General features: G+C 62.3%; 36 protein-coding genes. 34 read left to right on the forward strand and 2 right to left on the reverse strand.

The annotated features are described in order from the left end of the window. The 28 genes from LJD17_RS22850 to rplQ form a co-directional block, all read left to right on the forward strand. Nucleotides 1-127, forward strand: a 127-nt coding sequence (locus LJD17_RS22850) for an EF-Tu C-terminal domain-related protein (protein WP_455030925.1), incomplete at its 5' end; no start/stop codon positions are given. 63 nt (nt 128-190) lie between these two features. Further along, nucleotides 191-499, forward strand: a complete 309-nt coding sequence (rpsJ, locus tag LJD17_RS22855; protein WP_009764298.1) for a 30S ribosomal protein S10 — start codon at nt 191-193, stop codon at nt 497-499. Between the two features lie 48 nt (nt 500-547). After that, complete coding sequence (gene rplC / locus LJD17_RS22860) at nt 548-1,276, forward strand: 50S ribosomal protein L3 (protein ID WP_227386512.1); 729 nt, start codon at nt 548-550, stop codon at nt 1,274-1,276. After that, nucleotides 1,276-1,896, forward strand: coding sequence for a 50S ribosomal protein L4 (gene rplD, locus LJD17_RS22865; RefSeq protein WP_227386513.1), 621 nt, complete (start codon nt 1,276-1,278; stop codon nt 1,894-1,896). Before rplC ends, rplD begins: the two co-directional genes overlap by 1 nt. Beyond that, complete coding sequence (locus tag LJD17_RS22870; RefSeq protein WP_109596505.1) at nt 1,893-2,189, forward strand: 50S ribosomal protein L23; 297 nt, start codon at nt 1,893-1,895, stop codon at nt 2,187-2,189. Before rplD ends, LJD17_RS22870 begins: the two co-directional genes overlap by 4 nt. A gap of 20 nt (nt 2,190-2,209) precedes the next feature. Then, nucleotides 2,210-3,046 carry a 50S ribosomal protein L2 gene (rplB, locus tag LJD17_RS22875; protein ID WP_227386514.1) on the forward strand — a complete coding sequence of 279 codons (837 nt, stop codon included), beginning with the start codon at nt 2,210-2,212 and terminating at the stop codon, nt 3,044-3,046. 15 nt (nt 3,047-3,061) lie between these two features. Continuing rightward, nucleotides 3,062-3,340, forward strand: a complete 279-nt coding sequence (rpsS, locus tag LJD17_RS22880; RefSeq protein ID WP_196272220.1) for a 30S ribosomal protein S19 — start codon at nt 3,062-3,064, stop codon at nt 3,338-3,340. Between the two features lies 1 nt (nt 3,341). Beyond that, a complete protein-coding gene (gene rplV / locus LJD17_RS22885) occupies nt 3,342-3,722 on the forward strand; it encodes a 50S ribosomal protein L22 (protein WP_227386515.1) in 381 nt (126 codons plus the stop codon). Nucleotides 3,723-3,733: 11 nt separating this feature from the next. After that, nucleotides 3,734-4,438, forward strand: coding sequence for a 30S ribosomal protein S3 (rpsC, locus tag LJD17_RS22890; protein WP_109596513.1), 705 nt, complete (start codon nt 3,734-3,736; stop codon nt 4,436-4,438). Nucleotides 4,439-4,462: 24 nt separating this feature from the next. Further along, complete coding sequence (gene rplP / locus LJD17_RS22895) at nt 4,463-4,876, forward strand: 50S ribosomal protein L16 (protein ID WP_224316090.1); 414 nt, start codon at nt 4,463-4,465, stop codon at nt 4,874-4,876. A 10-nt stretch (nt 4,877-4,886) separates the two neighbouring features. Further along, on the forward strand, nt 4,887-5,099 hold the full coding sequence (gene rpmC / locus LJD17_RS22900) for a 50S ribosomal protein L29 (protein ID WP_227386516.1): 213 nt from the start codon (nt 4,887-4,889) through the stop codon (nt 5,097-5,099). Nucleotides 5,100-5,110: 11 nt separating this feature from the next. Next, nucleotides 5,111-5,350: a 30S ribosomal protein S17 gene (gene rpsQ / locus LJD17_RS22905; protein ID WP_227386517.1), complete on the forward strand. Its 240-nt coding sequence runs from the start codon at nt 5,111-5,113 to the stop codon at nt 5,348-5,350. Nucleotides 5,351-5,512: 162 nt separating this feature from the next. Further along, nucleotides 5,513-5,881 carry a 50S ribosomal protein L14 gene (rplN, locus tag LJD17_RS22910; protein WP_009764309.1) on the forward strand — a complete coding sequence of 123 codons (369 nt, stop codon included), beginning with the start codon at nt 5,513-5,515 and terminating at the stop codon, nt 5,879-5,881. Further along, nucleotides 5,881-6,198, forward strand: coding sequence for a 50S ribosomal protein L24 (rplX, locus tag LJD17_RS22915; RefSeq protein WP_227386518.1), 318 nt, complete (start codon nt 5,881-5,883; stop codon nt 6,196-6,198). Before rplN ends, rplX begins: the two co-directional genes overlap by 1 nt. Beyond that, nucleotides 6,191-6,757, forward strand: a complete 567-nt coding sequence (rplE, locus tag LJD17_RS22920) for a 50S ribosomal protein L5 (protein WP_227386519.1) — start codon at nt 6,191-6,193, stop codon at nt 6,755-6,757. The genes rplX and rplE overlap by 8 nt, the downstream gene beginning before the upstream one ends. A gap of 39 nt (nt 6,758-6,796) precedes the next feature. Beyond that, nucleotides 6,797-7,102, forward strand: a complete 306-nt coding sequence (gene rpsN / locus LJD17_RS22925) for a 30S ribosomal protein S14 (protein ID WP_227386520.1) — start codon at nt 6,797-6,799, stop codon at nt 7,100-7,102. A 13-nt stretch (nt 7,103-7,115) separates the two neighbouring features. Further along, complete coding sequence (rpsH, locus tag LJD17_RS22930; protein WP_109596527.1) at nt 7,116-7,511, forward strand: 30S ribosomal protein S8; 396 nt, start codon at nt 7,116-7,118, stop codon at nt 7,509-7,511. A 37-nt stretch (nt 7,512-7,548) separates the two neighbouring features. Then, nucleotides 7,549-8,082 (forward strand): 50S ribosomal protein L6, encoded by a 534-nt coding sequence (gene rplF, locus LJD17_RS22935; RefSeq protein WP_227386521.1) that lies wholly within the window; start codon nt 7,549-7,551, stop codon nt 8,080-8,082. 12 nt (nt 8,083-8,094) lie between these two features. After that, the gene (gene rplR, locus LJD17_RS22940) at nt 8,095-8,457 is read left to right on the forward strand and encodes a 50S ribosomal protein L18 (protein WP_227386522.1); all 363 of its coding nucleotides are present in this window, start codon (nt 8,095-8,097) and stop codon (nt 8,455-8,457) included. A gap of 64 nt (nt 8,458-8,521) precedes the next feature. Beyond that, entirely contained in the window at nt 8,522-9,088 is a 567-nt protein-coding gene (rpsE, locus tag LJD17_RS22945) for a 30S ribosomal protein S5 (protein WP_109596533.1), read from the forward strand. A gap of 13 nt (nt 9,089-9,101) precedes the next feature. Next, nucleotides 9,102-9,311 (forward strand): 50S ribosomal protein L30, encoded by a 210-nt coding sequence (gene rpmD, locus LJD17_RS22950; protein ID WP_227386523.1) that lies wholly within the window; start codon nt 9,102-9,104, stop codon nt 9,309-9,311. Nucleotides 9,312-9,321: 10 nt separating this feature from the next. Continuing rightward, nucleotides 9,322-9,795, forward strand: coding sequence for a 50S ribosomal protein L15 (gene rplO / locus LJD17_RS22955; RefSeq protein ID WP_227386524.1), 474 nt, complete (start codon nt 9,322-9,324; stop codon nt 9,793-9,795). A gap of 106 nt (nt 9,796-9,901) precedes the next feature. Further along, nucleotides 9,902-11,239: a preprotein translocase subunit SecY gene (gene secY / locus LJD17_RS22960; protein WP_227386525.1), complete on the forward strand. Its 1,338-nt coding sequence runs from the start codon at nt 9,902-9,904 to the stop codon at nt 11,237-11,239. A 51-nt stretch (nt 11,240-11,290) separates the two neighbouring features. Further along, entirely contained in the window at nt 11,291-11,872 is a 582-nt protein-coding gene (locus LJD17_RS22965; RefSeq protein ID WP_227386526.1) for an adenylate kinase, read from the forward strand. Nucleotides 11,873-12,115: 243 nt separating this feature from the next. After that, nucleotides 12,116-12,484, forward strand: a complete 369-nt coding sequence (gene rpsM, locus LJD17_RS22970) for a 30S ribosomal protein S13 (protein WP_227386527.1) — start codon at nt 12,116-12,118, stop codon at nt 12,482-12,484. A gap of 83 nt (nt 12,485-12,567) precedes the next feature. Beyond that, entirely contained in the window at nt 12,568-12,957 is a 390-nt protein-coding gene (gene rpsK / locus LJD17_RS22975) for a 30S ribosomal protein S11 (protein WP_047186967.1), read from the forward strand. Between the two features lie 86 nt (nt 12,958-13,043). After that, nucleotides 13,044-14,066, forward strand: coding sequence for a DNA-directed RNA polymerase subunit alpha (locus tag LJD17_RS22980; protein ID WP_227386528.1), 1,023 nt, complete (start codon nt 13,044-13,046; stop codon nt 14,064-14,066). Between the two features lie 115 nt (nt 14,067-14,181). Then, on the forward strand, nt 14,182-14,604 hold the full coding sequence (gene rplQ / locus LJD17_RS22985) for a 50S ribosomal protein L17 (RefSeq protein WP_227386529.1): 423 nt from the start codon (nt 14,182-14,184) through the stop codon (nt 14,602-14,604). Between the two features lie 54 nt (nt 14,605-14,658). Here rplQ and LJD17_RS22990 read toward each other — a convergent pair whose 3' ends face one another. Beyond that, a complete protein-coding gene (locus tag LJD17_RS22990) occupies nt 14,659-15,171 on the reverse strand; it encodes an Lrp/AsnC family transcriptional regulator (RefSeq protein ID WP_227386530.1) in 513 nt (170 codons plus the stop codon). Between the two features lie 102 nt (nt 15,172-15,273). On the opposite strand from LJD17_RS22990, the gene LJD17_RS22995 reads away from it, so the two are divergent. The 5 genes from LJD17_RS22995 (at nt 15,274) to crcB (ending at nt 19,630) form a co-directional block, all read left to right on the forward strand. After that, nucleotides 15,274-15,945: a glutathione S-transferase family protein gene (locus tag LJD17_RS22995; protein ID WP_227386531.1), complete on the forward strand. Its 672-nt coding sequence runs from the start codon at nt 15,274-15,276 to the stop codon at nt 15,943-15,945. 94 nt (nt 15,946-16,039) lie between these two features. After that, on the forward strand, nt 16,040-17,446 hold the full coding sequence (locus LJD17_RS23000; protein ID WP_227386532.1) for a Do family serine endopeptidase: 1,407 nt from the start codon (nt 16,040-16,042) through the stop codon (nt 17,444-17,446). Then, a complete protein-coding gene (locus tag LJD17_RS23005) occupies nt 17,443-17,892 on the forward strand; it encodes a GNAT family N-acetyltransferase (protein ID WP_227386533.1) in 450 nt (149 codons plus the stop codon). The genes LJD17_RS23000 and LJD17_RS23005 overlap by 4 nt, the downstream gene beginning before the upstream one ends. 6 nt (nt 17,893-17,898) lie before the next feature. Further along, nucleotides 17,899-19,209 carry a replication-associated recombination protein A gene (locus tag LJD17_RS23010; protein ID WP_227386534.1) on the forward strand — a complete coding sequence of 437 codons (1,311 nt, stop codon included), beginning with the start codon at nt 17,899-17,901 and terminating at the stop codon, nt 19,207-19,209. A 34-nt stretch (nt 19,210-19,243) separates the two neighbouring features. Further along, nucleotides 19,244-19,630 carry a fluoride efflux transporter CrcB gene (gene crcB, locus LJD17_RS23015; RefSeq protein ID WP_227386535.1) on the forward strand — a complete coding sequence of 129 codons (387 nt, stop codon included), beginning with the start codon at nt 19,244-19,246 and terminating at the stop codon, nt 19,628-19,630. A gap of 7 nt (nt 19,631-19,637) precedes the next feature. Here crcB and LJD17_RS23020 read toward each other — a convergent pair whose 3' ends face one another. Further along, nucleotides 19,638-20,267 (reverse strand): TetR/AcrR family transcriptional regulator, encoded by a 630-nt coding sequence (locus tag LJD17_RS23020; RefSeq protein WP_227386536.1) that lies wholly within the window; start codon nt 20,265-20,267, stop codon nt 19,638-19,640. Nucleotides 20,268-20,365: 98 nt separating this feature from the next. On the opposite strand from LJD17_RS23020, the gene LJD17_RS23025 reads away from it, so the two are divergent. Beyond that, on the forward strand, nt 20,366-21,106 hold the full coding sequence (locus LJD17_RS23025) for a 3-oxoacyl-ACP reductase family protein (protein WP_227386537.1): 741 nt from the start codon (nt 20,366-20,368) through the stop codon (nt 21,104-21,106). Nucleotides 21,107-21,108: the final 2 nt, after the last annotated feature.

The following is a 21,108-nucleotide window of genomic DNA, read 5'->3' on the forward strand; positions in this document are numbered from 1 at the left end:
TGGGGACAACATTGCGATGGAAGTGACGCTGATTGCTCCGATCGCCATGGAAGAAAAGCTGCGCTTTGCCATCCGCGAAGGCGGCCGCACCGTCGGTGCCGGCGTCGTCGCTCAGGTCATGGATTAATTCGAAGAGGATCAAAGGAGTGGGCCGGTTTCGGCCGGTCTTCTCCCTTGTTGAGGTCAACCCATGAACGGTCAGAATATTCGCATTCGCCTTAAGGCGTTCGACCATCGGATCCTCGACGCTTCGACACGGGAAATCGTGTCGACCGCGAAGCGGACCGGCGCTCAGGTGCGCGGGCCTATCCCGCTGCCGACGCGCATTGAGCGCTTTACGGTGCTTCGCTCGCCGCACATCGACAAGAAGTCGCGCGAGCAATTCGAGATGCGCACTCACAAGCGTGTTCTCGATATCGTGGACCCCACTCCCCAGACGGTGGACGCGCTGATGAAGCTCGACCTCGCCGCGGGCGTGGACGTGGAGATCAAGCTCTAAGCCTTTTGGCTTGGAGCTTTCGGTAGGACACGCCGAGAGGATACGCACATGCGCTCAGGCGTCATTGCACAAAAGGTCGGGATGACACGCGTCTTCACGGATGCGGGTGAGCATGTCCCGGTGACGGTTTTGAAGGTCGATCAGTGCCAAGTGGTCGCCCATCGGACCAAGGATAAGAACGGCTATGTTGCGCTGCAGGTCGGCGTCGGCAAGGCCAAGGTGAAGAACGTTTCGAAGGCCGAGCGCGGACGTTTCTCCGTCGCAAAGGTCGAGCCGAAGCGCAAGCTTGCGGAGTTCCGCGTTTCCGAGGATGCGATCATCCCCGTGGGCGCCGAGATCACCGCGGACCACTTCGTCGCCGGTCAGTTCGTGGATGTCACGGGCACGACGACGGGTAAGGGCTTCGCCGGCGGTATGAAGCGCTGGAACTTCGGCGGTCTGCGCGCCACTCACGGCGTGTCGATCTCCCACCGCTCCATTGGCTCAACCGGTGGGCGCCAGGATCCAGGCCGGACGTTCAAGAACAAGAAGATGCCGGGTCACCTCGGTGTCGAGCGCGTGACCACGCAGAACCTGCGTGTCGTGTCGACCGACCCTGAGCGCGGTCTGATCCTTGTCGAAGGCGCCGTTCCCGGCGTCGCCGGCGGCTGGATCTTCGTCCGCGACGCGGTGAAGCGCAAGCTGCCGAACGATGTGCCGATGCCCGGCAAGTTCCGTGCAGCCAACGACGCTGCGCCGGCCGCTCAGGCTGACCAGGCCCAAGAGGAGAATGCGTGATGAAACTCGACGTCACCACGCTTGATGGCAACAAGGCCGGCTCGGTCGATCTGGACGAGGCCATTTTCGGTCTTGATCCGCGTGCCGATCTTCTCGCCCGTTGCGTCCGTTGGCAGCTTGCGAAGCGCCAGGCCGGCACGCACGCCGTGAAGAATCGCTCGGCCATCGACCGGACGACCAAGAAGGTCTACAAGCAGAAGGGCACCGGTAACGCCCGCCACGGCGCCGCGAGCGCTCCCCAGTTCCGGGGCGGCGGTCGCGCCTTCGGCCCGCAGGTTCGCAGCCATGCCCATGACCTTCCCAAGAAGGTCCGTGCTCTGGCTCTGAAGCATGCGCTCTCGTCCAAGGCCAAGGACGCTTCGCTCATCGTCGTCGACGAGGTGCAGCTGTCCGAGCCCAAGACGAAGGCTCTTGTGGAGCGGTTCGGCAAGCTCGGGCTCGCGAATGCCCTGATCATTGGCGGTGCCGAGATCGAGGGGAACTTCCAGCGGGCTGCGCGCAACATCCCGAACATCGACGTCCTGCCGGTGCAGGGCATCAACGTCTATGACATTCTCCGTCGCGAGAAGCTCGTTCTCACGAAGGCGGCTGTCGATGCGCTGGAGGCGCGCTTCAAATGAGCCTGGACCCGCGCCATTACGATGTGATCGTAAGCCCGGTCATTACCGAGAAGGCTACGACCCTGTCCGATCAGAACAAGGTCGTCTTCAAGGTGAAGCCGGATGCGACGAAGCCGCAGATCAAGGAAGCGGTTGAGAAGCTGTTCGATGTCAAGGTGAAGAGCGTCAACACGCTCGTCACCAAGGGCAAGGTAAAGATGTTCCGCGGCACCCGCGGCCAGCGGTCGGACGTGAAGAAGGCGGTTGTAACCCTCGAAGAGGGCCAGACCATCGACGTCACGACGGGCCTCTGATCGGTTGAGAGAGTGATCCGATGGCTTTGAAGACTTTCAAACCAATCACCCCCGGGCTGCGCCAGCTGGTGATCGTGGACCGCAGCGAGCTCTACAAGGGCAAGCCGGTCAAGACGCTGACGGAGGGCAAGTCGTCCTCCGGCGGCCGCAACAATCTGGGTCGCGTGACCGTCCGCTTCCGTGGCGGTGGTCACAAGCGCACCCTGCGCAATATCGACTTCAAGCGCCGCGGGCGTATGGGTGATGTCGCGACCGTGGAGCGGATCGAGTACGATCCGAACCGCAGCGCCTTCATCGCTCTGATCCGCTACGCTGACGGCGAGCTGTCCTACATCCTGGCCCCGCAGCGCCTTGCTGCCGGCGATCAGGTGTCGGCGGGCGAGCAGGTCGACATTAAGCCGGGCAATGCGATGCCGATCGGCAACATGCCGGTGGGAACGATCATCCACAATGTCGAGCTGAAGATCGGCCGCGGCGGCGCTATCGCCCGCTCCGCCGGAACTTATGCTCAGATCGTGGGTCGCGATCAGGGCTATGTCACGGTCCGCCTGAACTCGGGCGAGCAGCGCATGGTCCATGGCCAATGCTTCGCAAGCGTCGGCGCCGTATCCAACCCCGACCACATGAATACGTCGGTCGGTAAGGCCGGTCGTAACCGCTGGCTCGGCAAGCGTCCGCACAACCGCGGCGTTGCGATGAACCCCATCGACCACCCGCACGGTGGTGGTGAGGGCCGTACCTCGGGCGGTCGCCATCCGGTGACCCCGTGGGGTATTCCGACCAAGGGCAAGAAAACCCGTTCGAACAAGCGGACCGACAAGTTCATTGTGTCGAGCCGCCACGCACGGAAGAAGTAAGGACAGAGGCACGTCATGGCACGTTCGCTTTGGAAGGGCCCGTTTGTTGACGGCTACCTCCTCAAGAAGGCCGAGGCTGCCCGTGGTGCGGGCCGCAACGAGGTCATCAAGATCTGGAGCCGCCGCTCCACGATCCTCCCGCAGTTCGTGGGCCTCACGTTCGGGGTCTACAACGGTCAGAAGCACATTCCCGTCTACGTGAGCGAGGAAATGGTGGGTCATAAGTTCGGTGAGTTCTCGCCGACCCGCACCTTCCACGGCCACGCGGCGGACAAGAAGGCGAAGAGGAAGTAAGATGGGTAAGGCCGCGACATCCCGCGCGCTGAGCGACAACGAGGCGCAAGCCGTTGCCCGCATGCTGCGCGTCAGCCCCCAGAAGCTCAATCTTGTTGCGGGCCTTATCCGTGGCAAGAAGGTTTCGACCGCTCTCGCCGATCTCGAGTTTTCGCGCAAGCGGATTGCTCGTGATGTGAAGAAGTGCCTTGAAAGCGCCATCGCCAACGCTGAGAACAACCACAACCTCGATGTGGACGATCTCGTCGTCAGCCAGGCATTCGTAGGCAAGGCGCTCGTCATGAAGCGCTTCCATGCCCGGGCTCGTGGCCGGGGCGCCCGTATCATGAAGCCGTTCTCGAACCTCACGATCGTGGTTCGGGAAGTCGCCGAACAGGCGTAAAGGAGAACCAGATGGGTCAGAAAGTTAACCCGATCGGTCTTCGGCTCGGCATCAACCGGACCTGGGACTCGCGCTGGTTCGCCGGCAAGGGCGAGTACGCGAAGCTGATGCATGAGGACATCGCCATCCGCGATGCGCTCATGAAGCAGCTCAAGCAGGCCGCCGTTTCGAAGATCGTGATCGAGCGCCCGCACAAGAAGTGCCGCGTTACCATTCACTCGGGTCGTCCGGGTGTGGTGATCGGCAAGAAGGGCGCCGATATCGAAAAGCTGCGCAAGCTCGTGTCCAAGATGACGGACGCGGACGTCGCGATCAACATCGTCGAAGTCCGTAAGCCCGAAGTCGACGCGACCCTGGTGGCCGACTCGATCGCTCAGCAGCTCGAGCGTCGTGTTGCGTTCCGCCGCGCCATGAAGCGCGCCGTTCAGTCGGCGATGCGTCTGGGCGCCGAGGGCATCCGCATCAACTGCTCGGGTCGCCTCGGCGGCGCCGAAATCGCCCGTCTCGAATGGTACCGCGAAGGCCGCGTTCCGCTCCACACCCTGCGTGCGGATGTCGATTACGGAACGTCGACCGCCTTCACGACCTATGGCACGTGCGGCATCAAGGTCTGGATCTTCAAGGGTGAAATCCTTGAGCACGACCCGATGGCGCAGGACAAGCGCATGAACGACGAAGGGGGCCGCTCGGGTGGCCGCCGCGAGCAAGCGGCGTAACCGAGAGGTCAGGAGAGGTTTGCCATGTTGCAACCGAAGAAGACAAAATTCCGGAAGCAGTTCAAGGGCCGTATCTCCGGCACTGCGAAGGGCGGAACGGATCTTAATTTCGGCCAGTTCGGCCTGAAGGCGATGGAACCCGAGCGTGTCAACGCCCGGCAGATCGAGGCGGCACGCCGCGCGATCACCCGCGCCATGAAGCGCGTGGGTCGGGTTTGGATCCGCGTGTTCCCGGACGTGCCGGTGTCGACCAAGCCGACCGAAGTGCGTATGGGTAAGGGCAAGGGCGCTCCCGAATATTGGGCGGCCCGCGTGAAGCCTGGCCGTATCATGTTCGAGATCGATGGCGTGAACGAGGAGACCGCCCGCGAGGCGCTCCGCCTCGGCGCTGCCAAGCTCCCGATCAAGACGCGCTTCATCCAGCGCATCGCTGAGTAAGGAGGAGATCATGAAGTCGAAGCAGAGAACCTCTGATCTCAAGGCCATGTCGGCGGACCAGCTGTCGGACGAGCTCCTGAATCTGAAGAAGGAGCAGTTCAACCTGCGCTTCCAGCGCGCAACTGGACAGCTCGAAAACACCGGACGCGTCCGTGAGGTCCGCAAGGACATCGCCCGCGTCAAGACGCTGCAGCGCCAGAAGCCGGCGCCGGCGAAGGCTTAAGGGGAATCAGGATGCCGAAGCGCGTTTTGCAGGGCGTCGTTGTCAGCGATAAGCAGGACAAGACGGTCGTCGTGAAGGTGGAGCGCCGTTTTACGCACCCGGTCATGAAGAAGACCGTGCGTAAGACGAAGAACTACCACGCTCATGACGAGAATAATCAAGCCAAGGTTGGCGACACGGTCTTCATCGAGGAGTCCAAGCCGCTTTCCAAACTCAAGACCTGGGTGCTCGTGGACCAGCCGAAGGCCTAAGGCCGTTCGATTGGGACTTGTCTAACGAGGGCGGCTCGTGTATACGGCCGCCTTTCTCGACATGAAGGGCAGGGGACGTCAGATCCCCATCAGGCGTAGTCCGGGAAGGCAATCGTGCCTTGGCCCGGAAACCTGTCTGAAACAAAGGAAAGGATCAAAGCCATGATCCAGATGCAGACGAATCTAGACGTCGCCGATAACTCCGGCGCCCGTCGCGTGATGTGCATCAAGGTTCTCGGTGGTTCGAAGCGTAAGTACGCTTCCGTCGGCGATATTATCGTCGTCTCCGTCAAAGAAGCTATTCCGCGCGGCCGCGTGAAGAAGGGCGACGTCATGAAGGCGGTCGTCGTTCGTACGGCCAAGGACATCCGTCGCGCCGACGGGTCCGTGATCCGGTTCGACCGGAACGCCGCGGTTCTGATCAACAATCAGAAAGAGCCTGTGGGCACTCGTATCTTTGGCCCGGTTCCCCGTGAACTGCGTGCCAAGAACCACATGAAGATCATCTCATTGGCACCGGAGGTGCTCTAATGGCCGCGAAGATCAAGAAGGGCGATAAGGTCGTCGTCCTGACCGGTCGCGACAAGGGCAAGACCGGTGAAGTCGTTCAGGTCATGCCGAAGGAGGAGCGCGTGCTCGTCCGTGGCGTGAACGTCGTAAAGCGTCACCAGCGCCAGACGGCATCTCAAGAGGGCGGTATCGTCTCGAAAGAGGCACCGATCCATTTGTCGAACCTGGCCTATGCAGACCCGAAGGACGGCAAGCCGACCCGGGTCGGTTTCAAAGTTCTCGAAGACGGCCGCAAGGTTCGTTTCGCTAAGCGTTCGGGAGACCTGATCGATGGCTAAGGTTCAGGTGGACGGCTATACGCCGCGTCTGCGGAAGCACTACGAAGAAGTCGTGCGTCCGAAGCTCATTGAAGAATTCGGCTACAAGAACCCCATGGAAGTTCCGAAGATCGACAAGATCGTTCTGAACATGGGTGTTGGCGAGTCGACCGCCGATTCGAAGAAGGCCTCCGTGGCGGCCGGAGATCTGGCGCTCATCGCCGGTCAGAAGCCGGTGATCACGAAGGCCCGCAAGGCGATCTCGCAGTTCAAGGTCCGCGAGGGTATGCCGATCGGCGCGAAGGTCACGCTCCGCAAGGCGCGTATGTACGAGTTCATCGATCGTCTCGTGACCGTGGCTCTTCCCCGCGTTCGCGACTTCCGGGGTCTCAACCCGCGGTCGTTCGACGGCCGCGGCAACTACGCCCTCGGGATCAAGGAGCACCTCGTGTTCCCTGAGATCAACTACGACAAGGTCGAGCAGGTTTGGGGTATGGACATCATCATCGCCACGACGGCGAAGACTGACGATGAAGCCCGCGCCCTCCTGCGTCACTTCAACTTCCCGTTCCGGCAGTGAGGACAGCAGTCCTCAAACGCGGACACTGGAGAAAAATGTATGGCTAAGAAAAGCGCTATTGAGAAGAACAAGCTCCGTCGCAAGCTGGTGAAGAAGTTCGCCGGCAGGCGTGAACGCCTTCTGGCGGTCGCCAACGACGAGTCCAAGTCCATGGAGGAGCGCTTCGAGGCGCGCCTCAAGCTGGCTGAGCTCCCCCGCAACGCGAACCCGACCCGCATCCGCAACCGGTGCGAAGTCACGGGCCGCCCGCGGGCCTATTACCGCAAGCTCGGCATGTCGCGTGTCGCATTGCGTGAGCTCGGTTCGAACGGCCTGATTCCAGGTCTCGTGAAGTCCAGCTGGTAAGGGAGGGCATCATATGATCAACGATCCGTTGGGCGATATGCTCACCCGTATCCGCAACGCGCAGATGCGTCGTCGCGGAAACGTCTCCACACCTGGCTCGAAGCTGCGTGCCCGCGTTCTCGACGTGCTCAAGAGCGAAGGCTACATCCGCGATTATTCGCAGACGGAGTTCGGCAACGGCCGTACCGAGTTTTCGATCGAGCTGAAGTACTACGATGGCCAGCCGGTGATTCGCTCGATCGAGCGCGTCTCCAAGCCGGGCCGCCGCGTGTATGCTTCCGTCGACACCATGCCCCGCGTGGCCGACGGACTTGGCATCACCATTCTCTCGACGCCGCAGGGCGTGATGGCCGATCATGAGGCCCGCGAGAAGAACGTGGGCGGCGAAGTGCTCTGCAAGGTCTTCTAAGATCGAGCGGACGCACAGAACCACGGAGATTACGAATATGTCTCGAGTAGGCAAAAAGCCCGTTTCGGTTCCGTCAGGTGTGACGGCGACCGTCGACGGTCAGATGGTAAAGGTCAAGGGTTCCAAGGGCGAGCTGTCGTTCCTGGTTCCTGAGGAAGTGTCGGTTGTTCTTGAGAACGGCGCCGTTGCGGTGAACCCGCGCGACGAGTCCAAGACCGCCCGTGCGAAGTGGGGCATGTCCCGCGCTCAGGTGGCGAACCTGGTCGAGGGCGTCTCGAAGGGCTTCGAGAAGCGTCTTGAAATCAACGGCGTCGGTTATCGCGCCGCCGTTGCCGGCAAGGTGTTGAAGCTGTCGCTCGGCTATAGCCACGACATCGACTACGAAATCCCGGCAGGCGTCACGATCACGACGCCGAAGCCGACCGAGGTCGTCGTCGCCGGCATCGACAAGCAGAAGGTCGGACAGACCGCCGCCGAGATCCGCGAGTATCGCGGTCCGGAGCCCTATAAGGGCAAGGGCGTCAAGTATTCCGACGAATTCATCTTCCGCAAGGAAGGCAAGAAGAAGTAAGGACGACGTATCATGGCTGAGAAGAAAGGCGCCGAAGATCGCCGCAAGGCTCGGGTACGCCGTGCGATCCGTAAGGCAGCGAATGGGCGTCCGCGTTTGTCGGTCTTCCGTTCGTCGAAGCAGATCTATGCCCAGGTTATCGATGACGAGCGCGGCGTGACCATCGCGTCCGCCTCGACCCTCGAGAAGGACCTGCGGGCGAAGCTGAAGACCGGTGCTACCGTCGAGGCAGCGCAGGAGATCGGCAAGCTCGTGGCTGAGCGCGCGGCCAAGGCCGGCGTGACGGGCGTCGTTTTCGATCGTGGTGGCTACCTTTATCACGGTCGCGTCAAGGCTCTGGCCGACGCTGCCCGCGAAGGTGGTCTCGAGTTCTAAACGGCGGGTAAAGTACAAACACCCTTAGCGAGCGGGCCCGCCGCCCGCGCAAGTGAGAGGTCTCATGGCAAGAGAACCAAGAGAACGTGCTGATCGCGAAGAGCGCGACAGCGAATTCGTCGACCGGCTGGTACATATCAACCGCGTCGCCAAAGTCGTGAAGGGCGGCCGTCGCTTCGGCTTCGCCGCTCTCGTGGTGGTCGGCGACCAGAAGGGTCGCGTCGGCTTCGGTCACGGCAAGGCGCGCGAAGTGCCGGAAGCCATCCGTAAGGCGACGGACGCGGCCAAGCGTTCGATGATCCGCGTTGCGCTACGCGAGGGCCGCACGCTTCATCACGACGTGAAGGGCCGTCACGGCGCCGGCAAGGTCGTGCTTCGCGCCGCTCCCCAGGGTACCGGCATCATCGCCGGCGGTCCGATGCGCGCCGTCTTCGAGACGGTCGGCATGCAGGACGTGGTGGCGAAGTCGCTCGGCTCGTCGAACCCCTACAACCTCGTTCGCGCGACCTTCGATGCGCTCAAGAACGAGGATAGCCCGCGTTCGGTCGCCGCTCGCCGTGGCCTGAAGGTCTCGACGCTGCAGGCTCGCCGCCGCGACACGTCCGACGCCGACGTCGGCGCCGAAGCGTAAGGGAGGCTGATCCATGGCGAAGAAGCCTTCCGCCGAAACGGCGAAAACCATCACCGTTGAGCAGATCGGATCCCCGATCCGTCGCGAGGCCAAGCAGCGCCAGACGCTGGTCGGCCTGAAGCTCAACAAGCTTAATCGGACCTCGACGCTTGTCGACACCCCGGCGGTGCGCGGCATGATCGAGAAGGTCAAGCACCTCGTGCGCGTTGTCGACGGGCAGTGAGGAGAGCGTCATGAAACTCAACGAAATTCGTGACAACGAAGGCGCCACCAAGAACCGCATGCGGGTCGGCCGTGGTATCGGTTCCGGCAAGGGCAAGACCGGCGGACGTGGCGTAAAGGGACAGACGTCCCGTACCGGCGTCGCCATCAAGGGCTTCGAAGGCGGTCAGATGCCGCTTTATCGTCGCCTGCCCAAGCGCGGCTTCAACAACCCGAGCGCCCGTGACCTCAACGAGGTCAATCTCGGCCGCATTCAGCAGGCTGTGGAAGCCGGCAAGCTCGATCAGAACGCGCCGATCACGATCGACGCCCTGATCGCCGCCGGTGTGGTCTCCAAGCCGCGCGACGGCGTGAAGATCCTCGGTGTCGGCGAGCTCAAGGCCAAGCTGTCGTTTCAAGTCAACGGCGCTTCCAAGTCGGCCGTCGAGGCGATCGAGAAGGCCGGCGGTTCGGTGACCCTCGTGGGTGCCGTTGCGCAGGCGTAAGCCAAGGCTTACATCGACAAAGATCCAAGCGGCGGCCCGCGTCTGATCGTGAGGCCGCCGTTTGCGTGATGACGATCACGTATCCAGTTAGTCAAGGACGAGACCCATGGCTTCAGCAGCCGAGCAACTTGCCGCCAACATCAATTTCGGTGCGATCGCCAAAGCCGAGGAATTGAAGAAGCGCATTTGGTTCACTCTTGGTGCGCTGCTGATCTATCGCCTCGGTACGTATATTCCGCTTCCAGGCATCAATCCGGAAGCCCTGCGGCAGAGCTTCCAGAGCGCCAGCGGGGGCGTGCTCGGGCTCTTCAACATGTTCTCGGGCGGCGCCGTCGAGCGCATGGCGATCTTCGCCCTGAACATCATGCCGTACATTTCGGCCTCGATCATTGTTCAGCTTCTCACGTCCGTTCTTCCTTCTCTCGAATCCTTGAAGAAGGAAGGCGAGGCGGGCCGCAAGATCCTCAATCAATATACCCGCTACCTGACCGTGATCCTGGCCCTGTTCCAGTCCTGGGGCATCGCGGTCGGGCTGCAAAGCTCGGGCAGCATCGTGAGTGCGCCGGGTCCGTTCTTCCTCATCTCCACGGTGATCACGCTGACCGGCGGGACCATGTTCCTGATGTGGCTCGGCGAACAGATCACGTCGCGGGGCATCGGTAACGGCACCTCGTTGATCATCTTCGCCGGAATCGTGGCCAACCTCCCGCGTGCCATCGCCGGGACCCTCGAACTGGGTCGCCAGGGCGCGATCTCGACACCCATCATCCTGGGCGTCATCGTGATGGCGGTCCTGATCATCTACTTCGTGGTGTTCATGGAGCGCGCGCAGCGTCGGCTGCTGATCAACTATCCGAAGCGCCAGGTCGGTAACCGGATGTACGAGGGGCAGACCTCGTTCCTGCCGCTCAAGCTCAACACCTCGGGCGTGATCCCGCCGATCTTCGCTTCGTCCCTGCTGCTTCTTCCCGCGACCATCGCGAGCTTCCAGAGCACCACCGACGGCACCGGCTTCATAGCCATGCTGACCGCTTATCTCGGGCATGGCCGGCCAGCCTATATGTTCATGTACGCCGCCCTGATCGTGTTCTTCGCGTTCTTCTATACGGCCATCGTGTTCAATCCACAGGAGACCGCCGACAATCTGAAGAAGCACGGCGGCTTCATTCCGGGCATTCGGCCGGGCGAGCGCACCGCCGAATTCATCGATCAGGTGTTGACACGCATCACCGTTCTCGGTGCAGCTTATCTGGTCATCATCTGTCTGATTCCTGAGCTTCTGGTGTCCTATGCGGCATTGCCGTTCTATTTCGGCGGTACCTCGCTCCTGATCGTGGTTTCAGTCACGATGGACACGGTGGCGCAGGTGCACGGTCATCTTCTCGCCCACCAGTACGAGGGCCTTGTCAAGAAGGCCAAGCTGAAGGGTGCCAGACGGCGCTAAGGTACCGTCCCATCGCGTGATGGGATTGTCGACGAAGTCAGGGGGACGTCGATGAGAATCATTCTGCTGGGGCCGCCGGGAGCCGGGAAGGGCACCCAGGCCGTGCGTATGGTCGAGCGCCTGGGCATCCCCCAGCTTTCGACGGGGGACATGCTCCGAGCGGCGGTGGCTGCCGGAACCCCGATCGGGCTCAAGGCCAAGGAGATCATGGACCGGGGCGATCTGGTGTCCGACGACGTGGTCGTCGGCATCATCGCCGACCGGATCGAGGAGCCGGACGCCAGGAACGGTTTCATTCTCGACGGTTTCCCGCGCACGGTCGCGCAGGCTGAAGCCTTCGATGCGATGCTGCAGAAGAAGGGCCTCAAGCTCGACGCCGTCATCGAATTCAAGGTCAACGAGGCCGAGCTCGTCGAGCGGATCGTCAAGCGCGCGAAGGAAACGGAAGCGCGAGGCGAGCCGGTCCGCAAGGACGATAATCCGGACGTGTTCAAGACCCGCCTGGACGCCTATCGCAATCAGACCGCCCCGCTTTCCGCCTATTATGCCCAGAAGGGGCAACTGAAGGCGGTCGACGGCATGCGGCCGATCGATGAGGTCACCGGAGCCATCAAGACGATCCTCGGACGGTGAGGGCAGGGGCGCATCGGCTCCCGATGCGGCGATCGATTGGGCTTCCTCCCCGAGCGGAGGGGCTTGACGCGCCGTCCCCAATGCGCTAGGCAACCGGTTCTCGCAAAAGAAGACGCGATCTGGAGGGCTTCGTATGGGGCCGCTCCGTATTGTCGTGTTCTTTCAAACCCGCGCATGGGCCGGCCTCCACCGGACGCGCGATAACACCACCGAAGCTCATGCTTCGCCACATGGAGATGGACGATGGCCCGTATTGCAGGCGTCAACATTCCGACCAACAAGCGCGTTGTGATCGCGCTTCAGTATATCCACGGCATTGGGCCCAAGAAGGCTCACGAGATCGTCGAGAAGGTCAACATCCCGGCCGAGCGCCGCGTGAACCAGCTCACGGACGCCGAAGTGCTGCAGATCCGCGAGACCATCGACCGCGACTACATCGTGGAAGGCGACCTGCGCCGCGAAGTGTCCATGAACATCAAGCGCTTGATGGATCTGGGTGCTTACCGTGGCCTGCGTCACCGTCGCTCGCTCCCTGTCCGCGGTCAGCGCACGCACACCAATGCGCGCACCCGCAAGGGCAAGTCGAAGCCGATCGCCGGCAAGAAGAAGTAATTCTCCTAACTGCCGCTTCCTTTGCGGGAAGCGGCGCATATCCCGAGCGCCTGGCATGACGGGCGCGTTTGAAGGAAAGCAGTATGGCTAAAGAAGCTACCCGCGTCCGCCGCCGCGAACGCAAGAACATCGTGTCGGGCGTCGCTCACGTGAACGCATCGTTCAACAACACGATGATCACCATCACGGATGCCCAGGGCAACACGATTTCCTGGTCTTCCGCCGGCGCCATGGGCTTCAAGGGTTCGCGGAAGTCGACCCCTTACGCTGCTCAGGTTGCTGCTGAAGATGCGGCCCGCAAGGCCTCCGAGCACGGCATGCGTACCCTTGAGGTCGAGGTTTCCGGTCCTGGTTCCGGCCGCGAATCGGCCCTCCGCGCGCTCCAGTCGGCAGGGTTCACCGTCACCTCGATCCGTGACGTAACTCCGATTCCGCACAACGGCTGCCGTCCGCGCAAGCGTCGTCGCGTCTAAGATCATCCGGCGCGCGGGTTGTCCCGCGCGCGTTTCGGTTTCAAGGGTGGGCCCGTCCCGCCCTTCAAGCCGTACCTTGAAGAGGTGTGGTTGTGATCCAAAAGAACTGGCAAGAGCTGATTAAGCCGAACAAGCTCGAGGTTGCTCCGGGCGATGATCCGAAGCGTATTGCGACGGTCGTGGCCGAGCCTCTTGAGCGCGGCTTCGGAACGACGCTCGGAAATTCGCTGCGCCGCGTGCTGCTGTCGTCCCTCCAGGGTGCAGCGGTAACGTCGATTCACATCGATGGCGTGCTGCACGAGTTCTCGTCCATTCCGGGCGTCCGCGAGGATGTGACGGATATCGTCCTGAACGTGAAAACCATCGCCATCAAGATGCAGGGTGAAGGTCCGAAGCGCATGACGCTTCGCAAGACTGGCCCGGGCCTCGTCACGGCGGGCGACATCAACACGGTCGGCGACGTGCAGATCCTGAACCCCGAGCTGGTGCTCTGCACCCTCGACGAGGGCGCGGAAATCCGCATGGAGTTCACCGTCGACACCGGCAAGGGCTACGTCCCGGCAGAGCGCAACCGCGCCGAGGACGCCCCGATCGGCCTCATTCCGGTCGACTCGCTCTACAGCCCGGTGAAGAAGGTCTCCTATCGTATCGAGAACACCCGTGAGGGCCAGATCCTAGATTACGATAAGCTGATCATGACCGTGGAGACCAACGGCGCCGTGTCGCCTGAGGATGCCGTGGCCTATGCGGCTCGCATCCTTCAGGACCAGCTCCAGGTCTTCGTGAACTTCGAAGAGCCCCGCAAGGAGGAGGCTGCCGCCGCCGCGCCGCAGCTGCCGTTCAACCCTGCGCTGCTCAAGAAGGTCGACGAGCTCGAGCTCTCGGTTCGCTCCGCGAACTGCCTGAAGAACGACAACATCGTTTATATCGGCGACCTGATCCAGAAGTCCGAGGCGGAAATGCTCCGCACCCCGAACTTCGGCCGCAAGTCGCTCAACGAGATCAAGGAAGTTCTCGCCAGCATGGGCCTTCACCTCGGCATGGACGTGCCGGGCTGGCCGCCGGAGAACATCGAAGATCTCGCGAAGCGCTTCGAAGAGCACTACTAAGCCTTTGAGGGTTGCCGCTTGCGCGGCGGCCCTTTTCTGCCCCGCCGCCACGGCGGATTGAAGAAGAGAGACGGTCGACCCTTGGCACGGCGGCCGGAAGATCAAGGAGAAAGCCATGCGTCACGGATTCCGCGGCCGTCGGTTCAACCGCACGTCCGAACATCGTAAAGCCATGTTCGCCAATATGGCGGCTGCGCTGATCAAGCACGAGCAGATCGTCACGACCCTTCCGAAGGCGAAGGATCTGCGTCCCGTCGTCGAGAAGCTCATCACCCTCGGCAAGCGCGGTGACCTGCATGCTCGCCGTCAGGCGATGTCGCAGCTGCGCGACGAGGACATGGTGAAGAAGCTCTTCGCCGTTCTCGGCCAGCGCTACCAGGATCGCCAGGGCGGCTACACCCGCGTTCTGAAGGCCGGCTTCCGCTTCGGCGACAATGCCCCGATGGCGGTGATCGAGTTCGTTGACCGCGACGTCGACGCGCGCGGTCAGGATTCGGGCCCGACCCAGAAGGAAGAGATTGTCGAGGCCGCCGAGTAAGCGCTTCGCAACCAAATTATCGAAGGGCGGTCGTTAGGCCGCCCTTTTTTGTGTCTAGAGGCTGCCCCGACCGTCGGCCTTCAGCTGAACGATCGTGTTCGGAAGCACGGCCGGGGCCTGATCGGCTGCATTCCTTCCCTCGAAATGAGCCGTCAGGACGATATGGGTGGCAACGTCGGAAACCCCTGGCGTTTCCCGGATGCGGGACCGTACCCTGTCGAGGTCTGCAATGCTTCCAGCCGTGACCTCCACGAGAAGATCGATATCGCCGGCGATGGAGAATGCCGAGCGGACCTCGGGGATCCTCTGGAGGATCGGCACGGTTTTCGCACAACTTCCGTACTTCGTGTGGCTGACGAGAAGCCAGGCACGGATGCGCTGCGCGCCGGTACGCTGCCCAAGGCGCACCGTGTAGCCCTGAATGACCCCCTCCCGCTCCAGACGGAACAGACGCTCCTGGGTCGCGCTTCGTGAGAGGCCGATCTTCCTTGCAAGGGTGACAACGCTCGCGCGGGCGTTGCGCTCCAGCGCCAGCAGCAGCAGTTCGTCCTTCTCGTCGAGATCCATGGGGCCTCCGGCAGATTAACGGTGCGCACGACATAATGGCGGGCGAGGACCGGCGCTCTCAGTCCTTATGGTGCGGCTCCATCCTCAGTCGAGAGCAGCCATATGTACACTCTTTACTACTCGCCCGGTGCCTGTTCCATGGCTCCTCACATTGTCCTCGAGGAGATCGGGAAACCCTTCCACGCAGAGCATACGTCGGCATTCGGTGGAAAAGTCACGAACACCGACGCCTTCGCCCGGATCAATCCCAAGCGACGGGTACCGGTTCTGCACCCTGTCGAGGGCCGCATGGGCGGGGCGCCCGACGCGCTCACCGAGGCCAACGCGATCCTCCTTTATCTGGCTCGCACAAACCCTGAGCTGAACATGCTGCCGCAGGACCCGGCCAGGGAGGCCCGATGCATCGAGTGGCTGAACTGGCTGTCCAGCGCGGTACATGCCATCTCCTATGGCCAATTGTGGCGCCCGCAACGCTATGTCGGCGATGAAAGGGACTTTCCCGCAGTCGTTGCCAAAGGTCACATCAACGTCCGGGAGCAGTACGCCTATATCGAGGATCTGCTGGCGGACGGGAGAAGGTGGGCAGAGCCTGGCGGCTACAGCATCGTGGATCCCTTTCTCCTGGTCCTCTACCACTGGGGCGAACGCATCGAGCTGGCCATGACACGGGATTACCCGGCGTGGACCGACCTCAGCCGACGTCTCCTTGATCGTCCGGCGGTGCAAAGAGTCCTCGCCCGTGAGGGAATTTCAATTCTCGCTTCCAACGCCTGACATCTTGTCGGTCCACCAGACGCGATCCGCTGGAATTTGGCTTTTGCCACACCACGTCTTATCCACGGTCATCTCGATCCAACGGATTCGCCCCATGCGCATTGCTTCCTACTGTTTATCCGCTCTGGCTGCCGTTTTCGCTTTCGCTCTCACCGGGGCCGAGGCACAGCAGAGCAGGGCTGTTCCGGCGAGCAAGGCGCAGATCCAGCTCTCCTTCGCACCCATCGTTCATGACACGACCGGTGCAGTGGTGAACGTCTACGCGACCCGGTCCGAACGCCGGCAGAACGCCGCCATGGAAGAGTTCTTCCGGCGCTTTTTCGGCGAGAATACGCCGGGAATGCCTCCGGGGCGGTCCCAAAGCTCCCTGGGATCGGGGGTCATCGTCGATCGGGCGGGGCTGGTGATCACCAATAATCACGTCATCGAGAACATGAATGAGGTGAAGGTGGCCCTGGCCGACCGGCGGGAATTCGAGGCGGACATCGTCCTGCGCGATCCGCGGATCGACTTGGCCGTTCTGAAGCTCAAGGGCGCTTCCAATCTTCAGGCCATCGACCTCGGCGACTCGGAGGCTCTTCAGGTCGGCGATATCGTCCTGGCGATCGGCAATCCGTTCGGGGTCGGCCAAACCGTCACTCAGGGCATCGTCTCGGCCCTTGCCCGGACGCAAGTTGGAATATCCGACTACCAGTTTTTCATTCAGACCGATGCCGCGATCAATCCCGGCAACTCCGGCGGCGCGCTGATCGACATGAACGGGCGCTTGGTCGGCATCAACACGGCCATCTATTCGCGATCGGGCGGAAGCATCGGGATCGGCTTCGCGATTCCGGCGAGCATGGTGAAAGTCGTTCTCAATTCCGCCAAGAGCGGAGCCCGCACCGTGGTGCGCCCGTGGTTGGGCGCACGCCTTCAGGCCGTTGATGGCGAGATCGCCACCAGCCTGGGGCTGGATCACCCGACCGGCGTCCTGATCACGTCGATCTACGACAAGAGCCCAGCGGCCGACGCTGGTCTGAAGCGGGGCGATGCCATTCTTTCCGTCGACAGCCAGACGGTCGATAATCCGGATGCCTTTGGCTATCGCTTCACTCTTAAGGGGACCCAGGGACAGGCGCCTCTCACGATCCTCCGGGGAGGAAAGCAGATGACCCTCGACGTGAAGCTGACGCCTCCGCCGGAAATTCCGCCCCGGGACCCGGTGCGGATCCGGTCCCGGTCGCCGCTCGCAGGGGCGACGCTCGTGAACATCTCCCCCGCCGTTGCCGAGGAGCTGCAGATCGATCTTTCGGACGATGGCGTGGCCGTCGCAGAGCTTGACGAGCAGGGCGTCGCGGCGAGCGTCGGCTTCAAGAAAGGCGACCAGATCGTTGCGATCAATGGCGAGCGCTTGGCCTCGACCAAGGAGGCCGAGCGGGCTCTCAACCGGAGCGGCGGTTACTGGGAGGTCACCATCAGCAGGGGCGGGCGGGTCTTCACAACCGTTCTTGGCCGATGAGCCGCTGGTCGATTTCGAACGATCTTTCGCCAGACGAGACCGACAGGGTCTTTGAGTGGCTCAGCACGGATAGTTACTGGGCCAAGGATCTTCCGCGTCCGATTTTCGATCGCTCCCTGGCCCATTCGTTGTGCTTCGCGCTCCGGGACGAGAAAGCGGAGCTGCGGGGCTTTGCGCGGGTCGTCACGGACCGGGCCACCTTCGCCTATCTGAGCGATGTCTTCGTAGATCCATCGATCCGCGGGCAAGGGGGCGGAAAGGCCATGATTCAAGCTGTCATGGACCATGCCGAACTGCAGCAGCTTCGCCGCTGGATGCTCATGACTCGCGATGCCCATGGGCTTTATGCTGCCTTCGGGTTCGAGCCGCCGGCCAATCCGGAACGGATGATGGTGCGCGTCGATCCTGATCTCTACGCGCGCCTTGCCCGAAACCCCGTTTCATAGCCGACCATGAGCGATCTCTTTTCCAACGCCGGCCTCGACCAAGCAGCCCCCAGGCCCCTGGCGGACCGGATGCGTCCGCAGACCCTGTCGGAGGTCGTCGGCCAGGATCATCTTGTCGGGCCGGATGGAATCTTGACCCGGCTCATTGCCTCCAAGTCCTTGGGGTCCCTCATTTTCTGGGGGCCTCCCGGCACGGGCAAGACCACGGTCGCCAGGCTCCTCGCCCACCAAACCGAACTTCATTTCGAGCAGATCTCCGCCATCTTCTCCGGCGTCGCCGACCTCAAGAAAGTCTTTGAGGCCGCCCGGGGCCGCCGCTCCATGGGGCAGGGGACGCTTCTCTTCGTGGACGAGATCCATCGTTTCAACCGGGCCCAGCTCGATGCCTTTCTTCCCGTGATGGAGGACGGCACGATCACCCTGGTCGGCGCGACCACGGAAAATCCCTCCTTTGAGCTGAATGCCGCTCTCCTGTCCCGGGCGCGCGTCCTGGTGTTCAGGACGCTCGACGAAGACGCGATCGGGAAAATCCTGGTCCGCGCCGAGGAGATTTCGGAAAAGCCGCTGCCTCTCGATGAAGAGGCGAGGGCTTCCCTGGTGCGCATGGCGGATGGGGATGGCCGCGCGGCTCTCACCTTGGCGGAAGAGGTCTGGCGCTCGGCAAAGCCCGGAGAGGTTTTCGACGCGGAGCAGTTGCAGGAGATCATCCAGCGCCGTGCCCCCATCTACGACAAGGGCCAGGAGGGGCACTACAACCTGATTTCAGCTCTTCATAAGACCATCCGGGGGTCCGATCCCGACGCGGCGCTCTATTATCTCGCCCGGATGCTCGATGCCGGCGAGGACAGGCTGTTCATCGCCCGGCGTTTGGTCAGAGCTGCGGTCGAGGATATCGGCATGGCGGATCCGCAGGCCCTCGTGATCGCCAATGCCGCCAAGGATGCCTTCGATTTCCTGGGCACGCCCGAGGGCGAGCTGGCCCTGGCTCAGGCCGCGGTCTACCTCGCCACGGCACCGAAATCGAACGCCCTCTATACGGCCTACAAGGCAGCCACCCGGACCGCGAAAGAGCACGGTTCGCTGATGCCTCCCAAGACCATTCTGAATGCGCCCACCAAGCTGATGAAGAACATCGGTTACGGCGAAAACTACCGCTACGACCACGATGAGCCGGATGCCTTTTCCGGGCAGGATTATTGGCCGGAGAAGCTGGGTGAGCAGACGTTCTACGAGCCGGTCGATCGCGGCTTCGAGCGCGAGATTCGCAAGCGCCTGGACTGGTGGTCTCGGTTGAGAGCCGAGCGCCGTCAGAAGTAACACCAGTTGCATCACCCCGCGGAAAGTTGAGCCGATGGTCCCCTTCCTCCTCGTTTTCATTGGCGCCGGGATCGGAGGTTCGCTCCGGCACGGGGTCAACCTGGGCTGCGCCCGCTATTGCGGCTTGTCATTCCCCTGGGGAACGATGACGGTGAACGTCGTCGGATCTTTCGTCATGGGGGCTCTGGCCGGATGGCTGGCCTTCCGGGCGGGAGAAGGCTGGAACCAGAACGTGCGTCTGTTCCTCACGACCGGTGTCCTCGGCGGCTTCACGACCTTTTCGTCCTTTTCCCTCGACGCGGTGTTACTGTGGGAAAAAGGGGAGAACAGCCTTGCGCTTCTCTATGTCGCGGCGTCGGTGGCTCTGTCCTTGCTCGGCCTTGTCGCAGGTCTCGCTCTGGTCCGGACCTTGAGCGCCTGAAGATGGTTCACCGAGCTGGTCCGGCGTCCGGTGCGGCTTTGTGCGTCAGCCCGTCCCAACCCGCCATGGCAGAGCGGGCGATGAGACGCAAATCCTCCGCTGTGGCGCCATCCCGTGCCTGGATGGACATTCCCTGCTGAACACTGAGATAGAAGCGCGCTATGGCGGTTTTCTCGATCTCCGGAGGGAGCTCACCTTCTGCGACAGCACGGTCGAGGCGCGCCTCAAGAGCCGAAAGTCCCAGCGCACGTGCTTGGCAAACCATTTCGCCCAGCCTCGCCGAGCCTTCGCCTGCAACGGCCGAAAGGGTGATCATGCATCCGCCTGGTGTGCCTTGGGCCGGCAGCGCATCCGCCGATGCGAGCAGAAATCCTTCAAAGGCTTCGCGGGCCGTCGGCTTTTCCTCAACACAGTCCCAGATCCGGGAGCGGGTGGCCGTCTGGAAGTGCCCGAGGGCCTCCGCATAGAGGTCTTCCTTGCTTCCGAAGGCGGCATAAAGGCTCGGCGCAGTAATTCCGATAGCCTCGCACAGGTCCGATATCGAGGTCGCCGTGAAGCCTTTCCGCCAAAAGAGCCGCATCGCCTTGTCCAAGGCGACGTCCCGTTCGAAGCGTCGCGGTCGTCCTCTTTCCGTCATCGGTTCACTTTCTGTATCGATCACTAAATAAAGAGGTTGACTCATTGGTGCAAGTGCCCGACCAATTGTGTATCGATCATTAAATAAAAGGTTTCGCCATGACGAGTCTTTCGGGCAAGCGCGCTCTCGTGACGGGCGCGAGCAGGGGCATCGGGGCGGCCATCGCCCAGGCCCTTGCAGCAGAAGGCGCCGACGTTGCAATCACCTATGAGCGCTCCGCCGAGCGCGCGGCCGAGGTGGTTCGGGACATAGAAGCCTTGGGCCGACGCGGCCTCGCCATCGCTGCCGATAGTGCCGATCCCGACGCGGTCCGGCGCTCTGTCCGGGCGGCTGTCGATACGCTCGGGGGCCTCGACATCCTGGTCAACAATGCCGGCATTGCGCGTGGCGGCCCCTTTGAGACCATGAGCATCGAGGATATCGATGCGATCCTTGCGGTAAATATCCGATCGGTCATCGTCGCATCCCAGGCGGCGCTAGCCCATCTGGGACCCGGCGGTCGCATCATCAACATCGGCAGTTGCCTCGCGGAGCGCGTGACGAAGCCCGGCGTCACCGTCTATTCCATGAGCAAGTCCGCATTGATTTCCTTCACCAAGGGGCTGTCCCGCGAGGTTGGACCACGCGGAATTACCGTCAACATCGTTCATCCCGGTCCCACAGACACGGATATGAACCCGGCGGACGGACCGCAGGCGGAAAGCCAGCGAGGGCTCATGTCGGTCGGTCATTACGGCAGTGCCGACGATATCGCCGCGATGGTGACGTTCCTGGCCGGGCCGAAAAGCGGGCAGATCAATGGTGCCGGCTTTACGGTTGACGGTGGTCTGAACGCCTGACG

Origin of the sequence: Microvirga rosea, assembly GCF_020595095.1 — a bacterium.
Taxonomy (GTDB): Bacteria; Pseudomonadota; Alphaproteobacteria; order Rhizobiales; family Beijerinckiaceae; genus Microvirga; species Microvirga rosea.

Excerpts from the sequence above, each read along its gene's own strand:
- rpsJ (WP_009764298.1), top strand. The coding sequence starts at position 191 with ATGAACGGTCAGAATATTCGCATTCGCCTTAAGGCGTTCGACCATCGG.
- rplC (WP_227386512.1), top strand. The coding sequence starts at position 548 with ATGCGCTCAGGCGTCATTGCACAAAAGGTCGGGATGACACGCGTCTTC.
- rplD (WP_227386513.1), top strand. The coding sequence starts at position 1,276 with ATGAAACTCGACGTCACCACGCTTGATGGCAACAAGGCCGGCTCGGTC.
- LJD17_RS22870 (WP_109596505.1), top strand. The coding sequence starts at position 1,893 with ATGAGCCTGGACCCGCGCCATTACGATGTGATCGTAAGCCCGGTCATT.
- rplB (WP_227386514.1), top strand. The coding sequence starts at position 2,210 with ATGGCTTTGAAGACTTTCAAACCAATCACCCCCGGGCTGCGCCAGCTG.
- rpsS (WP_196272220.1), top strand. The coding sequence starts at position 3,062 with ATGGCACGTTCGCTTTGGAAGGGCCCGTTTGTTGACGGCTACCTCCTC.
- rplV (WP_227386515.1), top strand. The coding sequence starts at position 3,342 with ATGGGTAAGGCCGCGACATCCCGCGCGCTGAGCGACAACGAGGCGCAA.
- rpsC (WP_109596513.1), top strand. The coding sequence starts at position 3,734 with ATGGGTCAGAAAGTTAACCCGATCGGTCTTCGGCTCGGCATCAACCGG.
- rplP (WP_224316090.1), top strand. The coding sequence starts at position 4,463 with ATGTTGCAACCGAAGAAGACAAAATTCCGGAAGCAGTTCAAGGGCCGT.
- rpmC (WP_227386516.1), top strand. The coding sequence starts at position 4,887 with ATGAAGTCGAAGCAGAGAACCTCTGATCTCAAGGCCATGTCGGCGGAC.
- rpsQ (WP_227386517.1), top strand. The coding sequence starts at position 5,111 with ATGCCGAAGCGCGTTTTGCAGGGCGTCGTTGTCAGCGATAAGCAGGAC.
- rplN (WP_009764309.1), top strand. The coding sequence starts at position 5,513 with ATGATCCAGATGCAGACGAATCTAGACGTCGCCGATAACTCCGGCGCC.
- rplX (WP_227386518.1), top strand. The coding sequence starts at position 5,881 with ATGGCCGCGAAGATCAAGAAGGGCGATAAGGTCGTCGTCCTGACCGGT.
- rplE (WP_227386519.1), top strand. The coding sequence starts at position 6,191 with ATGGCTAAGGTTCAGGTGGACGGCTATACGCCGCGTCTGCGGAAGCAC.
- rpsN (WP_227386520.1), top strand. The coding sequence starts at position 6,797 with ATGGCTAAGAAAAGCGCTATTGAGAAGAACAAGCTCCGTCGCAAGCTG.
- rpsH (WP_109596527.1), top strand. The coding sequence starts at position 7,116 with ATGATCAACGATCCGTTGGGCGATATGCTCACCCGTATCCGCAACGCG.
- rplF (WP_227386521.1), top strand. The coding sequence starts at position 7,549 with ATGTCTCGAGTAGGCAAAAAGCCCGTTTCGGTTCCGTCAGGTGTGACG.
- rplR (WP_227386522.1), top strand. The coding sequence starts at position 8,095 with ATGGCTGAGAAGAAAGGCGCCGAAGATCGCCGCAAGGCTCGGGTACGC.
- rpsE (WP_109596533.1), top strand. The coding sequence starts at position 8,522 with ATGGCAAGAGAACCAAGAGAACGTGCTGATCGCGAAGAGCGCGACAGC.
- rpmD (WP_227386523.1), top strand. The coding sequence starts at position 9,102 with ATGGCGAAGAAGCCTTCCGCCGAAACGGCGAAAACCATCACCGTTGAG.
- rplO (WP_227386524.1), top strand. The coding sequence starts at position 9,322 with ATGAAACTCAACGAAATTCGTGACAACGAAGGCGCCACCAAGAACCGC.
- secY (WP_227386525.1), top strand. The coding sequence starts at position 9,902 with ATGGCTTCAGCAGCCGAGCAACTTGCCGCCAACATCAATTTCGGTGCG.
- LJD17_RS22965 (WP_227386526.1), top strand. The coding sequence starts at position 11,291 with ATGAGAATCATTCTGCTGGGGCCGCCGGGAGCCGGGAAGGGCACCCAG.
- rpsM (WP_227386527.1), top strand. The coding sequence starts at position 12,116 with ATGGCCCGTATTGCAGGCGTCAACATTCCGACCAACAAGCGCGTTGTG.
- rpsK (WP_047186967.1), top strand. The coding sequence starts at position 12,568 with ATGGCTAAAGAAGCTACCCGCGTCCGCCGCCGCGAACGCAAGAACATC.
- rplQ (WP_227386529.1), top strand. The coding sequence starts at position 14,182 with ATGCGTCACGGATTCCGCGGCCGTCGGTTCAACCGCACGTCCGAACAT.
- LJD17_RS22990 (WP_227386530.1), bottom strand. The coding sequence starts at position 15,171 with ATGGATCTCGACGAGAAGGACGAACTGCTGCTGCTGGCGCTGGAGCGC.
- LJD17_RS22995 (WP_227386531.1), top strand. The coding sequence starts at position 15,274 with ATGTACACTCTTTACTACTCGCCCGGTGCCTGTTCCATGGCTCCTCAC.
- LJD17_RS23000 (WP_227386532.1), top strand. The coding sequence starts at position 16,040 with ATGCGCATTGCTTCCTACTGTTTATCCGCTCTGGCTGCCGTTTTCGCT.
- LJD17_RS23005 (WP_227386533.1), top strand. The coding sequence starts at position 17,443 with ATGAGCCGCTGGTCGATTTCGAACGATCTTTCGCCAGACGAGACCGAC.
- LJD17_RS23010 (WP_227386534.1), top strand. The coding sequence starts at position 17,899 with ATGAGCGATCTCTTTTCCAACGCCGGCCTCGACCAAGCAGCCCCCAGG.
- crcB (WP_227386535.1), top strand. The coding sequence starts at position 19,244 with ATGGTCCCCTTCCTCCTCGTTTTCATTGGCGCCGGGATCGGAGGTTCG.
- LJD17_RS23020 (WP_227386536.1), bottom strand. The coding sequence starts at position 20,267 with ATGACGGAAAGAGGACGACCGCGACGCTTCGAACGGGACGTCGCCTTG.
- LJD17_RS23025 (WP_227386537.1), top strand. The coding sequence starts at position 20,366 with ATGACGAGTCTTTCGGGCAAGCGCGCTCTCGTGACGGGCGCGAGCAGG.